The sequence below is a fragment of the Prauserella marina genome (assembly GCF_002240355.1).
GTDB classification, from domain to species: domain Bacteria; phylum Actinomycetota; class Actinomycetes; order Mycobacteriales; family Pseudonocardiaceae; genus Prauserella_A; species Prauserella_A marina.
Map to the genome: position 1 here is coordinate 4,483,024 of NZ_CP016353.1, position 11,350 is coordinate 4,494,373.

General features: G+C 67.4%; 17 protein-coding genes. 5 read left to right on the forward strand and 12 right to left on the reverse strand.

The genetic code is table 11. From position 1 onward, the window contains the following. Window positions 1–8 precede the first annotated feature (8 nt). The 9 genes from BAY61_RS21000 to BAY61_RS21040 form a co-directional block, all read right to left on the reverse strand. Window positions 9–752, reverse strand: a complete 744-nt coding sequence (locus tag BAY61_RS21000) for a GvpL/GvpF family gas vesicle protein (protein WP_091810109.1) — start codon at window positions 750–752, stop codon at window positions 9–11. Beyond that, a complete protein-coding gene (locus BAY61_RS21005; RefSeq protein WP_245865297.1) occupies window positions 749–1,207 on the reverse strand; it encodes a gas vesicle structural protein GvpA in 459 nt (152 codons plus the stop codon). Before BAY61_RS21005 ends, BAY61_RS21000 begins: the two co-directional genes overlap by 4 nt. A 27-nt stretch (window positions 1,208–1,234) precedes the next feature. After that, window positions 1,235–1,576: a gas vesicle protein GvpO gene (locus BAY61_RS21010; protein WP_091810113.1), complete on the reverse strand. Its 342-nt coding sequence runs from the start codon at window positions 1,574–1,576 to the stop codon at window positions 1,235–1,237. A gap of 446 nt (window positions 1,577–2,022) precedes the next feature. After that, window positions 2,023–2,904: a nucleoside hydrolase gene (locus BAY61_RS21015; protein ID WP_170140145.1), complete on the reverse strand. Its 882-nt coding sequence runs from the start codon at window positions 2,902–2,904 to the stop codon at window positions 2,023–2,025. Window positions 2,905–3,020: 116 nt separating this feature from the next. After that, complete coding sequence (locus BAY61_RS21020; RefSeq protein WP_091810115.1) at window positions 3,021–3,407, reverse strand: DoxX family protein; 387 nt, start codon at window positions 3,405–3,407, stop codon at window positions 3,021–3,023. 85 nt (window positions 3,408–3,492) lie between these two features. Further along, window positions 3,493–4,347, reverse strand: coding sequence for a hypothetical protein (locus BAY61_RS21025; RefSeq protein WP_091810117.1), 855 nt, complete (start codon window positions 4,345–4,347; stop codon window positions 3,493–3,495). A gap of 18 nt (window positions 4,348–4,365) precedes the next feature. Further along, window positions 4,366–4,938: a TIGR03086 family metal-binding protein gene (locus BAY61_RS21030; RefSeq protein WP_091810119.1), complete on the reverse strand. Its 573-nt coding sequence runs from the start codon at window positions 4,936–4,938 to the stop codon at window positions 4,366–4,368. A 1-nt stretch (window position 4,939) separates the two neighbouring features. Then, on the reverse strand, window positions 4,940–5,428 hold the full coding sequence (locus BAY61_RS21035; RefSeq protein WP_091810121.1) for an SRPBCC family protein: 489 nt from the start codon (window positions 5,426–5,428) through the stop codon (window positions 4,940–4,942). Beyond that, window positions 5,425–5,796, reverse strand: a complete 372-nt coding sequence (locus tag BAY61_RS21040; RefSeq protein WP_091810123.1) for an ArsR/SmtB family transcription factor — start codon at window positions 5,794–5,796, stop codon at window positions 5,425–5,427. Before BAY61_RS21040 ends, BAY61_RS21035 begins: the two co-directional genes overlap by 4 nt. A 187-nt stretch (window positions 5,797–5,983) precedes the next feature. On the opposite strand from BAY61_RS21040, the gene BAY61_RS21045 reads away from it, so the two are divergent. The 3 genes from BAY61_RS21045 (at window position 5,984) to BAY61_RS21055 (ending at window position 7,634) form a co-directional block, all read left to right on the forward strand. Continuing rightward, entirely contained in the window at window positions 5,984–6,460 is a 477-nt protein-coding gene (locus BAY61_RS21045; RefSeq protein ID WP_091810125.1) for a nitroreductase/quinone reductase family protein, read from the forward strand. A gap of 106 nt (window positions 6,461–6,566) precedes the next feature. Beyond that, a complete protein-coding gene (locus tag BAY61_RS33045; RefSeq protein ID WP_170140144.1) occupies window positions 6,567–7,022 on the forward strand; it encodes a hypothetical protein in 456 nt (151 codons plus the stop codon). Between the two features lie 3 nt (window positions 7,023–7,025). Next, window positions 7,026–7,634: a class F sortase gene (locus tag BAY61_RS21055; RefSeq protein ID WP_245865299.1), complete on the forward strand. Its 609-nt coding sequence runs from the start codon at window positions 7,026–7,028 to the stop codon at window positions 7,632–7,634. Window positions 7,635–7,800: 166 nt separating this feature from the next. Here BAY61_RS21055 and BAY61_RS21060 read toward each other — a convergent pair whose 3' ends face one another. From BAY61_RS21060 to BAY61_RS21070, 3 genes are read right to left on the reverse strand one after another with little or no spacing between them, the layout of a single operon-like run. Further along, entirely contained in the window at window positions 7,801–8,427 is a 627-nt protein-coding gene (locus BAY61_RS21060) for a GyrI-like domain-containing protein (protein WP_091810127.1), read from the reverse strand. Then, window positions 8,420–8,944, reverse strand: coding sequence for a PadR family transcriptional regulator (locus tag BAY61_RS21065; protein WP_091810128.1), 525 nt, complete (start codon window positions 8,942–8,944; stop codon window positions 8,420–8,422). Before BAY61_RS21065 ends, BAY61_RS21060 begins: the two co-directional genes overlap by 8 nt. 28 nt (window positions 8,945–8,972) lie before the next feature. Continuing rightward, window positions 8,973–9,647: a DsbA family protein gene (locus BAY61_RS21070; protein WP_091810130.1), complete on the reverse strand. Its 675-nt coding sequence runs from the start codon at window positions 9,645–9,647 to the stop codon at window positions 8,973–8,975. A 287-nt stretch (window positions 9,648–9,934) separates the two neighbouring features. Here BAY61_RS21070 and BAY61_RS21075 point away from each other — a divergent pair, with 287 nt between their 5' ends. Together BAY61_RS21075 and BAY61_RS21080 are read left to right on the forward strand one after the other, a co-directional pair. Next, on the forward strand, window positions 9,935–10,300 hold the full coding sequence (locus BAY61_RS21075; protein WP_091810276.1) for a BlaI/MecI/CopY family transcriptional regulator: 366 nt from the start codon (window positions 9,935–9,937) through the stop codon (window positions 10,298–10,300). Continuing rightward, window positions 10,297–11,247 carry a M56 family metallopeptidase gene (locus BAY61_RS21080; RefSeq protein WP_091810132.1) on the forward strand — a complete coding sequence of 317 codons (951 nt, stop codon included), beginning with the start codon at window positions 10,297–10,299 and terminating at the stop codon, window positions 11,245–11,247. The genes BAY61_RS21075 and BAY61_RS21080 overlap by 4 nt, the downstream gene beginning before the upstream one ends. The last annotated feature ends 103 nt before the right edge of the window (window positions 11,248–11,350 follow it).

Consider the following 11,350-nt stretch of genomic DNA (forward strand, 5'->3'; position numbering starts at 1 on the left):
TCCGTTCCTCATTCCGCGGCGGCGTGGATTCCCGCGAAGCTGTACGGCGGCAGCGGTCCTCGCGTTCTGAGGTCGAGATAGCCCTCGGCCACCCTGTCGATGTCTTCGACGGCCGCGCGGAACTCCTCGACGTGCGAGCGCTCCACAAGGAACGAGTAGTTCATGAAAGTTCCCGCGAGCACCGGCCCTTCGCTGTACTCGACCGCGAAGGGCTCCAGCGCGGTGACGATGCCATCGACGTCACGCCGTTCCCTTTCCGCGACGGCGGCGGCAACCAGTTCTCCGAACCGGACCTGGCTGTCATGGTCCCCACCGGAGCGATCTCGCAGTTCGTTGTTCATCTCCAGCAGCGTCGCGTCTTCGTGCAGCACCATGCGCAGCACGGCGTCCTCGTCGTGAGTCGCCTTGACGTTCAGCTCGACTTTGCCCGCGATACCGGCGAGCAGGTCGTCGAACCGGTCGCGGTCGGCGGCGACGACACTGGCGACCTCGGCGTCGTTGGCGGCCAGCACGCCGAACCGCATCGGCAACGTTGGCCCCTGCTCACACAAGGTCTCAAGAACCGCGTGGTGCGCGGCGACGTCCCGGCGTTTGGGCCGGATGTCGTCTGGCGCGTCGCTGACCACGACGGCGAGGTCGTCGGCAGCCACGGTCCGCAGCCGTCCCGGTGTCCGGCCGACTCCTCGAAGACCGGCCAGGTTCCTGGGGTGCGATCCGGGGACGATCCCGTAGAGGAAGGTACTGGTAGTCATGAGGTCGACCTCGCCGGGCGACGGGTCCGTGCCTTCTTCGGCGCGGCCTGCCGCTCGCCGTTCTCACCGTCCTCGTCATCGGGATCCTCGTCCCGTTTGGACGCGTTGGTGAACTGTTCGGCGAACGTCTCCGCCGCACCGGTGAGTGCGCCCTTCGTCTTGCCCTTGGCACCCTTCTCCGTGACGTCGCCCAGCAGTCCCGGCAGTGTCGTCGCGTTCGACGCCCTTGTCAGGTCAAGACGGTTGCATGCCTCCGCGAATCGCAGATACGTATCGACGCTGGCCACGACGATCCTCGCGTCGATCGTGAGCAATTCGATGCCCACCAGCGAGACGCGCACGAACACATCGATGACCAGACCTTTGTCCAGAATCAGTTCGAGGATGTCGTAGAGATTGCCGGAGCTTCCGCCTCGTTGCGATCCTCTCGCCGCTTCCTGATTCACAACAGTCACTGCCATCTTCCTTTCGCCCCAACGGGGTCATACGTCGACTTGGCCGCGGGTGTAGCGCCGCAGTCGTTCGTACTCCAGGAAATCGCCGTTGGCGTCCAATCGGACCACATAGGTCGCGAGGAGGCTCGTGGTCTCCGGGATCCGGGCCAGCTCCAGCACTTCCACGTGGAGTTCCCAGTCTTTTCCCTTCCGGGTCACCGCGGAGACGGTTTCCACGTCTCTTCCGGTGATTTCCTCGAACTGCTCGCGAGCCAATCCCAGTACGCGGGTGGCCGACAACCGTTGGCCACCCTTGGTGGCTTCCTCGGTCTCGTCCGGTGCATCGCCGCGGCGGGTTCGCCTCTGCCGAGTTCCATCACCGGTTGCCATGACCGCCGCCTTCCATGCTCTCGCGGTACGACCTCAAGGTCGCGTACCGGTGGCAGTTACCCGAACCAGTGACACCCGAAACGTGCACGAAGCGGTTTTCGCACCGACGCCCGCGCCCCCGATGGGACCTACTCACGAGTTGTTTTGACGGCACCGCACCGAAAATCAGCTCCTCGGCTCGACCTGACGCCGGTGAACGGACTAGCGGCGGCTTCCGTTCGCGCGCATGAGAGCACGCCGAACGGAGGCGTCATCCGGAAGTATCGGGCATTCCCCGTGAATGGTTCGGTACGAAAAATTCCAACACCCGCTTGGTGAACACATACGCCGACACAGTAAGCACCCTGTGTGATTCCACGGATGTCGTTGCCGCGCGACACGATCCACAATGAACAAGGCTGACGTTCCCGGACGTCTGTCAGTTCATTGTGGACATCTGATGATTCTCATGACCGGATGAGCGTACGGAAAAGGCTCTGGAGCAGGGTGCTGGTGTCGGCGGTCACGGCGACCGCCGTGACCGGGCGGCCGGTGTCCGTGGCGGAACTGATCGTGCCCCTTCGTTCGCGCAGCGCTACCGCCATGGAACGGTGGTGATAGGTCGCGAGGGACGGGTCGAGCAGGATCACGGCAGCGAGCGGATCGTGCAGCGGCCGGGACGGAAGTCCGGTCGCCACCGAGAATTCCAGCAACCGACCGGCGATCCGGCCCCTGAGCCGGTCCGCGTCCTTGGCGAGCCACCGCAACCACATGCGCGTCACGGTGGCGTTCCGCGTGACGTCGAGAGGAACCAGGATGCGGTCGGCGAACGCGGCCGACAACACGACATCGGCCGCCTCCGGGTCATGCCAGATGTTGGCCTCCGCGTACTCGCGGACGTTTCCCTTGACACGGTAGGCACCACCCATCACGACGAGCCTCCTGACCCGCCGGGCAAAGCCCGGATCAGCCTCGACGGCAAGGGCGATATTGGTGAGCGGGCCGAGCGCGAGAACACAGAGTTCGCCGTCGTGCTCGTGGCTGAGCCGCAACATCTGCTCGACCGCGCCATCACCGGCGGGCTTACGTTCCGGTTTCCCCGCGATGGCGGCGAGCGGATCCCCCGGATGAGACAGATGACGTGGTTGCGCGAGCGGTTGCGCCGCGCCGACGGCGACGGGCGTGGCGTGGTCACCGGCAAACTCAAGCGCCCTGATTCCATTACGCGCGGCGGCATAGGCGTCGACGTTGCCGTGAACAGCGCCCACCCCATGGAGTTTCACCAGCGGCTCGCGGGCGAGCAGCATCAGCGCGAGCGCGTCGTCGACGCCCCCATCCTGATCGACCACAACGGGTATCGGACCCACCGCTACCTCCCGACGACGTCCTGCCGCGACGTGCCTGACGATAGGTGAGCGGCGAGCCTGCTCCCCGGGCGACCGGAGATTGACCGCCCGGCGCGGGTTCAGGCAGGGAACGATTCGGGACCGAACCTGCCCCACGCCACGAAAATCGCGACGGCGAGCCAGACCAGGTCGCCGGTGATGGTCACCCGCTCTCCCCTGCGTAGCCTCATCGTGATCGCGCCGATGAACAGCAGCACCAGCCCGGTCGCGGCCACCGGCACCAGAACCGGCGCGATGCCGAGTACGGCAGGCAGGATCAGGCCCACCGCCGCGAGCAGTTCGACGGTTCCGATGGCCTTGAGCGACGCAGGGCTGAAGTCCTCGACCCATTTCGTGGCCTCGCCGCCGATACCGGCAAGTTTCTCCTTGGGCACGAACATCTTGCCCGCGCCGCTGAGGCAGACCACGGCCAGCAATCCCGTGGCGATCCACAGCGCGATGTCCATCTTCGGCTCCCTCGTCCCGGACAGCGGTCAGCCTTGAGACGAGCTGGCGACCCCGGCTGTGACATCGCGGGCCGAGCCGCATCGCTCACGTTGTCACGGGCGAGAGCTTGTAGTGGATGCGCAGCACGCGCGCCGACCACAGCCAGAGGGTGTGGTCCGTGCGCAGCACACCTTCCTCGTCCACGTACACGTGAAATCGCTCGTGGATCGGTATCCTGGCCGCGCTCGCCCGCCCGCGGTGGTTGACGACGACATAGGCGCCGTCCTCACCGAAGGCTCCTGAGGGCGAACTCAGTTCCAGCGCTCCGTCAGGCAGTACCCGTGGCCGCAGAAACACCTGCACGTTGCCCGCTTCGAGCGGGAAGGCCACGTGCACGCTCGGCCGCCGCGAGCCCGGCAGCGTCCTGATCGAATAGCAGCCGCTGAACACGTACTCGCCGGTCGAGCGCAGGGTCCGGAGCCAGCCTGCCGCACGCTGGTCTCCGTCCGGCCCGATGATCGGCGACACCCTGCTGCTCATGCCGTGGGCGACGTCGAGCGGCCTCGTCGGAAGGGCCAGCTGCTGCACCCTGCGCCCGAACAACCGGGTCACCAGCTCCCCTCCTGGCTGGAACACCGCACTCCACTGTGTCCACGCCTCCATCCGCCAGTCCGAGGTTCGCTCGTAGAAGTCCCGAATCCCGGCGCGCAGCTCTGCCGCGGCGAATCCCGGTCCGTCCAATCGCGACATGTCGGCGAGCAGTCCCGCTCCTTCGGCGTCCTCCCGCACCGTCCCGCCGTACTCGGCGGCGGCCGAGCGCAGCCAGCCGTCACCGACGCGCGCCGTGGAGCTCGTCGGCGCGGCCAGCCAGCGCTGTTCGCCACCTTGGTCGACCGGACGTCCCGCGATCCGCCAGAACAGCCGGGTCGCTCCGTCCAGCCTCGCCATCGCCCCGCTCATACCGAACAGGGTCGCGCCTCAGTGAACGGGCCGCCAGGCGGGGTCGCGGCCGATGAAGGCCATCAACCTGTCCTGCGCCGGGGCGTCCTCGGCGACGGGAACAGCGACACCGAATTGCCCGCTGTCGCGCAGCATTCCCTCCACCTCCCGCATGGCGGCGAGCGCGGAGGCACAGCGCTGCTCACCGAGATCCGGTTCGCGGCCGAGTGCCTTGGCGAGATCCCACGAGTGCATCCACACGTCGTCGGTGTAGAACTCGTCGATCGCCTCGTCCACGGGCTTGTCGCCGGTGTGCGGGTTGCTGAGCACGCGCCCGCCCGGCTCGTCGAGAATGGCCTGGATATCGGCGGCATGCCGCTTCCACGCCGCGACCGGGTCGGCCTTCACGTCGAGCGCGGGCAGCTCGATTCCCGCGCCGGCCAGGAAGCCACGCGACCAGGACACGAGATGCTCCACGACGTCGGCCGCCGTCCAGCCCGCCACCGGACTCGGCCGCGACCACGAACCGGGCTGAGCCGACTCGACGAGTTCGGTGAACGACGCCGCGTCGTCGGCATGCCGCAGCACGGGCGCCGCTGCTTTCTCAGCCATGTCAGGCTTCCTTCGCGAGCAGTTCGTCGAGCTTGTCGTAGCCTTCGTCGACTCCGGTCTCCATGCCGCTTGCCAGCATGCCGTCGCGAGTCTCGAAGTCCTTGACCACGCTGAGCACCCTCAGCCTCGTGCGCCCGCCGTCGAGCCGCTCGAAGGTCAGTGTCTCCAGCGCGACCGAGTCGGGTTCGCCTTCGTAGGTGAAGGTCCACACGATCCGCTCGGAGTCCCTGACCTCGTGGAAACTGCCGTAGAACGCGGCGATCTCCTCGCCGTCGCGGTCGTTCGCGAATGCCCACTCACCGCCGGTGCGGGCCTCCCACTTGAGCACCCTCGTCGTCAGCGAACGCGGGCCGATCCACCGCTGGTAGAGGTCCTTGTCGACGTGCGCGCGGAACACGCGCTCGGGAGCCGCGTCGAATTCCCTGACGATCTCGATCGTGGGAACCTTCTCGTCGGCGTGAATCCGGGTGTCGTGACTTGTCCTCGTCATGATGCGTCCTTCGTCCGTGTTCGGGTCGTGTTCGTGTCGTCCGCCGTGCTCTCCAGCAGGGCGTCCAAGCGCCGGTACCGCTCCTCGGCCTCGGCGCGATAGCGCTCGATCCACTTGGTCATCAGGTCGAACACCTCCGCGTCCAGATGGACCGGCCTTCGCTGAGCCTGCTTGCTGCGAGTGACCAGCCCCGCGGCCTCAAGCACCTTCAGGTGCTTCGAGACCGCCTGCATGCTCATGTCGTAGGGCTCGGCCAGTTCGCCAACGGTCGCGTCGGCGGTGGCCAGCCTGGCCACCAGGTCGCGCCGGACCGGATCGGCCAGCGCCGCGAACGCCCTGTTGAGCCGTTCCGCGCTCTCGTCAACCATGCTTCCTCAACTCTCCGGTTGAATACGAAGCTAGGGCACGAGGTCAGCGTTGTCAACCTGAAGGTTGAACAAGCGAGTGCTTCGCCGGCTGACATGGGCGGACCTCCCGGAACCCGGGACCAGCGACCCTAGTGCCGCACGGCTCCGCGACACTACGGTCGGGCCGACCTCACCACACGGAGGAGCCATGGCAGAACCCCGCAAGCGACCGGCACGACTTCCACCCCGCTGGTTCATCAGGCTGGCCTGGAAAGTGCACCGCGCCCTGTATCGCGTCACCCGTGGCAGGCGAGGACTCTGGCCTCCCCGCCCCGGCAAGTGGGGCACCATGCGGCTCACCACCGTCGGCCGTCGCACCGGCCAGGAACGCAGCGTCATCCTCGCCTACATCCACGACGGCCCCAACCTGGTCACGCTCGCGATGAACGGCTGGGCCGAGCCCGAACCCGCGTGGTGGCTGAACCTGAAAGACCACCCAGGGGCCGACGTCACGCTTGTCGAGGGAGCACGCCGCGTGCGTGCCAGGGCGGCCGAGGAAGACGAACACGAACGACTGTGGGCACTCTGGCGCGAACTCGACACCAATCTCGACACCTTCGCGGCGCGACGGCCCGAGACCGAGGTCGTCATCCTCGAACCGGAATCGGCACCATCCGGGAAATAAGCGCCGTTTCCATGAACGGTCTCTCACACCGGTTTCATCTGTTTCGTCCCCTGTGCCGCGAGGCTGACGTGTGTTCACAGCCGAACCACACAGCAAGGAGCGAACGATGAACACGCATCACGGAAGGCGATTACTCGCGGCGGCACTGCTCGGCGGCGGCCTCGTGATCGGCGCGGCGGCACCGGCTTTCGCGGCACCGGCACCCGTCGCCGCCCAGGACGACGACGGTGGTTCAGATGACAACGGTTCCGACAACGGTTCCGACGACGGGGACGACGGTTCCGACGACGGCGCGAACGGCTCGGACGGCTCGAACGACCGGGACGATGACGACGCGGACGACGGGGCGGCTCCCGCTCCCGCGCCAGGGGACGACACCGACGCCGGGGACGACACCGACGACGGCGTCGCTCCTCGCGGGGGCGTCGAGACCGGTTTCGGCGGCACCGCCGACGACACCGAGGGCGGCGCGCTGATCTGGACCGTGGCAGGCGCCACCGTCCTCGCCGCCGCGTCGGGCGCGATGCTCGTCAGGAGCAGGCGCGGCGAGGAACGCGGCTGACCGATGACCGCGGATACCACCCGGCACAACCGCGGCGTTCGCCGGAGAATGGTGACCGCCGTGCTCGCCGGACTCCTGGCGTCCGCATGCGACGGTGGCGTACCCGTACCGGAACAACGAGAACCCGGGACCCCGCCGACGATCGCGGCTACGTCCACTGTGGACGACAACGCCGCGGTTCCGGTACGGGTACGCATACCCGGCATCGACGTCGATGCTCCGATCGTGCCGCTCGACACCGATGCCGAGGGCGTACTGCCCCCTCCGCCGGGAAATCACCTGACCGGCTGGTGGCGTGCTGGGCCGGAACCGGGCGAGCGTGGTCCGGCCGTACTCGCCGGGCACGTCGACTCCTACCAGGGCCCTGCCGTTTTCCACCGCCTCGCCGATCTCACGCCGGGGCAGCGGGTGCTCGTCGACCGCGAGGATCGAACCACCGTCACCTTCACGGTGACCAGGCTGGAGCGGCACGCGAAAGACCGCTTTCCCACCCGGTCGGTCTATGGCGACACACCCGGTTCGCAACTACGGCTCGTGACCTGTGGAGGTGAGTTCGACTCCTTGGCAAGGCGTTATCTCGACAATGTCATCGTCTATACGCAGCGCACCTAAGGCGGGTCTGACAATCCCGTTGCCTGCCGCGCGAGGCCAGCGCGGCGGCTCGCCGCGTTGCCGGAAGGCCCGAGTACGGCCCGGTACGAGGACCTTCCAGTCCCGCACAGCCGTGCGAGCCACCACGCTGATCCCCGCTCGCACGGCAGACCGCCTTACCAGCACCTCACCCCTCGGCGGCGGCGACCGGTTGCCGCAGGATGGTGCGCAGCTTCGCGGGAGCGACCTTGCGAAAGTCGCTGAGGTAGATCTCGTGGTGTTTGCCGGACATCCGCAAACCGTTGTCAGGGATGAACTTCTCGTGCAGCGCGGCGAGCACGTCGGCTTCGTCGTCGAAGGAGCCGACGTGCAACGTCTGCACGCAGCTTCCCTCGGCCAGCGATTCCATACGCACGTCACCGAGCCGAGCTGGGCGGTTCTTCGCGCCCGCCTTCTCGACGGCGGCGGCGAACATGTCCTCACCGGTCCAGTCGGGCACCATGATCATCAACGTCCAGTCCCATCGCGACTTGTCGCGCGCCGTCGTGAAGGCAGCCATGTCCTCTCCCCACCACAGACCTTCCAGCGGCATGACGACGTAGTCGCGGCCGAGTTCCCGCTTACTCGCGAACTTCAGGGCGTAGGCGACGGGGTAGAGCGTCTCGATCGCCTCGGCGAAGGCCGGTGCCGTGTTCGGATCACCGTGACCGTCGATCATGAGATACCGCGTCGGCGGCACCTCGACGACCCGGAACCGGCCTTGCCGCGCCTGGTAACCGTCGAGGGTCTTCTTGAAATCGATCTTGTCAGTCATCGGCAACCTGGACCCGCGTCGCGAGCCACGACCTTTCCGCCTCAAGGAGGCTCAACGAGTAAGAGAACACCTCACGCGCCGCCGTCGGCAGCGGCTGCTGGACCTGCTGGGTTTCCCGCACCTCGGCGATGCGGGCCTCGACCTGACCGAGCCTGCTTCGCAGCGCGGCGCGATAACGCCGCTCGGTGAGCAGCGGGAGATTGGCGATGCCCACGAGCAGCGGGTGCGCGACCGGCTGAAATTGCTCGACGAAGGCATGCGCGGCGTGCGTCGCGGCCTTTTTCCCCGTCGTCGTCGCGTGAAAGACGCGACGAGACTTCGCCGTGCCGGCAACTTCGCCCGGCTCGACGAGTCCCCGTTTCTCCATTTTGGACAGCAGGTAGTAGATCGAGGAGAACCCGATGTCGGTCCATTCGCGGATCCCGCGTTGCTCGATGACCCGTTCCAGGTCGTAGCCGTGCCGGGGACGCTCGATGAGCAGCCCGAGAACGGTCAGCTCGGCGGGAGTCAGCTTCACGCCAACTATTCTAGCACTAGAATATTTGCTACCGCGCCAGCGCCTCGTCGAGCGCTCCGGTCAGCTCCTCAAGCGAACCCGGCTGGAAGAGCCTGCCGTTGAGGTAGAAGGTCGGCGTGCCTTCGACTCCCGCCGTGACACCGTCGCGCTGATCGCGGCGAATCCGGTCCCCGACCTCTTTGCTGTCCCAATCGGCCTCGAAGCGGGCAAGGTCGAGACCGATCTCCCTCGCGTAGCCGAGAAACATCTCCCGCTGCGGCTCGGGCCGATGACTCCACTGCTCCTGCCGTTCGAACAACAGCATGTACATGGCTTCGAACTCGCCCTGCCGCGCGGCGGCCTCGGCCGTGCGGGCGGCGAGTTCCGCGTTGGGATGACCGCGGGGAACGGGAAAATAGCGGATGACGTAGGTGATGCGCCCCTCGTATTGCTCCCGGACCTGCTCCATCGCCGGATAGACGGCGCCGCATGCCTCGCATTCGAAGTCGAGGAATTCGACCAGCGTCGCCTTGCCGTCCTCGGCGATGGAAAGCCGGTGACTGTCCTGGCGCACGAGGACCTCGGCCGGAATCGGCGGCGGCCGTTGCTCACTCTCGGCGGGAGCGTCGTCGGGCCGGGTCACGATGAGCAACGTCGCGACGAGGACCGTCGCGACGGCCACGGCAGCGACGCCCATGATCGTCAGTACGAGCTTGCGACTCATCCCGTCACATCCGGTGTGCCGACGATGGCCGCGCGTTGTTTCTCCCGGCGCTCCCGCCGTGGCCCTGAATCCTCATGCCGAACATCTTCCTACTATCGCACCTAGTAAGTTCGAGCCATCGGCCGGTGCGCGAACAACCTACTATATGCAATAGTAGGATCCTCGGTCCTACGGCGAAGGACCGGAAGGCGAAGGCAGGCAGCGCCCTCACTCCCCCGCTTCCCGGGCGCACCTGCCTTCGCCTGCCGCGACCGCCGACGTACGATGTGGCTTTCGCGGGAGGTGTCATGCACGGGCTTGGTGAGCTGGAGGCCGCCGTCATGGACGTGCTCTGGGAAGCGGGCGAGCCGCTCAAGGTCCGCGACGTCGTGGCACGGCTCAGGACGGGAAAGCAGCTTGCCTACACGACGGTCATGACCGTGCTGGACAACCTGCACCGCAAGGAATGGGCCGAGCGCGAACTCAGGGGAAGGGCCTACCACTACCAGCCCGCGTTCAGCAGGGAGGAAGCCGCGGCGCGAGCATTGCGCGAGGTGCTCGATTCCTCCGGCGATCCGGAAGCCGTGCTGCTGCATTTCGTCGCCTCGGGCTCCCCTGAGGAAACCGACCTGCTCCGCAGCGCGCTCAAGAGCAAGCGGGCGCGGCGCCGATGACCATCGCGGTCGCGTTGCTCGCGGGCGCGCTCGCCGCGAGCTGGTTCGTGCCCACGCTGCTCCAGCGAATCGATCTTCGCCGTCACGATCCGCTCCCGTTGATCGTCGCCTGGCTCGTTTCCATGGCAGGCACCGTGCTCGCCGTCGTCACCGGGGTCGGCCTGCTGCTGGCGCCCGATCACGGCGGAGCACACTCCGTACTGGCCGTGATCCACTGGTGCTGGGCGGCGCTGCGGCACGGTTCGCCGCCCAGCACCGACGTGATCGCCGGACTTTCCGGCGTCGTGCTGCTGCTCGCGTTTCTGGTCCGGCTGCTCGTCGTCGCGGCTCGCGGCGCAGGGCACAGAGCACGCCGGCGCGAGGAAAAGCTCGCCGTCCTGCGATTGGCCGCGCGACGGCAACCGGGCTCGCCTGCCACCCTGTGGCTCGCGCACGACCGGCCGCTCGCCTTCAGCCTGGCAGGCGGAACGGGGGTCGTCGTGGCGACCGAAGGGCTGGTCCGGCATCTTGATCGCGGGGCGGTCGACGCCGTGCTCGAACACGAGCGGGCACACCTGCGAGGCCGTCACCATCTCCTGGTCACCTGCGCCGACGTGCTCAGCGCCGCGTTGCCGTTCACTCCGCTGTTCCGAAACGCGCCCTCGGCCATCAGGCAGCTGGTCGAACTCGCCGCCGACACGGCGGCCGCCCGCTCGTGCGGGCCGTCGGCCGTCCACAGGGCCCTGCTGGGAATCGCGGGCGGCGGAACACCACGCACGGCGCTCGCGATGGGAGACGAGGCCGTAGAGGTCAGGCTCGCGCGCCTTCGCGGGAGACCCGCCCAGCCCGGCGCCGTGTCCAGGATGATCTTCTGCGGGCTCACCGGCATGACGGCGGCGGTACTGCCGACGATCACCGGCGCCTGCGTGCTACTCGGCCTCGTCGCCGTCACCTGTCCCGCCGGCTGACCCTGCCCCACGACGGCCGATCACGCGGTCCCGGCTTCCGGTCCGGTTTGGACGGACACGCCGATCCCGATGCGCCGAGGTTCGCATAATGACCAAGATCGGT

Excerpts from the sequence above, each read along its gene's own strand:
- BAY61_RS21080 (WP_091810132.1), top strand. The coding sequence starts at position 10,297 with ATGACCATCGCGGTCGCGTTGCTCGCGGGCGCGCTCGCCGCGAGCTGG.
- BAY61_RS21045 (WP_091810125.1), top strand. The coding sequence starts at position 5,984 with ATGGCAGAACCCCGCAAGCGACCGGCACGACTTCCACCCCGCTGGTTC.
- BAY61_RS21010 (WP_091810113.1), bottom strand. The coding sequence starts at position 1,576 with ATGGCAACCGGTGATGGAACTCGGCAGAGGCGAACCCGCCGCGGCGAT.
- BAY61_RS33045 (WP_170140144.1), top strand. The coding sequence starts at position 6,567 with ATGAACACGCATCACGGAAGGCGATTACTCGCGGCGGCACTGCTCGGC.
- BAY61_RS21030 (WP_091810119.1), bottom strand. The coding sequence starts at position 4,938 with ATGGCTGAGAAAGCAGCGGCGCCCGTGCTGCGGCATGCCGACGACGCG.
- BAY61_RS21025 (WP_091810117.1), bottom strand. The coding sequence starts at position 4,347 with ATGAGCGGGGCGATGGCGAGGCTGGACGGAGCGACCCGGCTGTTCTGG.
- BAY61_RS21060 (WP_091810127.1), bottom strand. The coding sequence starts at position 8,427 with ATGACTGACAAGATCGATTTCAAGAAGACCCTCGACGGTTACCAGGCG.
- BAY61_RS21055 (WP_245865299.1), top strand. The coding sequence starts at position 7,026 with ATGACCGCGGATACCACCCGGCACAACCGCGGCGTTCGCCGGAGAATG.
- BAY61_RS21070 (WP_091810130.1), bottom strand. The coding sequence starts at position 9,647 with ATGAGTCGCAAGCTCGTACTGACGATCATGGGCGTCGCTGCCGTGGCC.
- BAY61_RS21000 (WP_091810109.1), bottom strand. The coding sequence starts at position 752 with ATGACTACCAGTACCTTCCTCTACGGGATCGTCCCCGGATCGCACCCC.
- BAY61_RS21020 (WP_091810115.1), bottom strand. The coding sequence starts at position 3,407 with ATGGACATCGCGCTGTGGATCGCCACGGGATTGCTGGCCGTGGTCTGC.
- BAY61_RS21075 (WP_091810276.1), top strand. The coding sequence starts at position 9,935 with ATGCACGGGCTTGGTGAGCTGGAGGCCGCCGTCATGGACGTGCTCTGG.
- BAY61_RS21040 (WP_091810123.1), bottom strand. The coding sequence starts at position 5,796 with ATGGTTGACGAGAGCGCGGAACGGCTCAACAGGGCGTTCGCGGCGCTG.
- BAY61_RS21035 (WP_091810121.1), bottom strand. The coding sequence starts at position 5,428 with ATGACGAGGACAAGTCACGACACCCGGATTCACGCCGACGAGAAGGTT.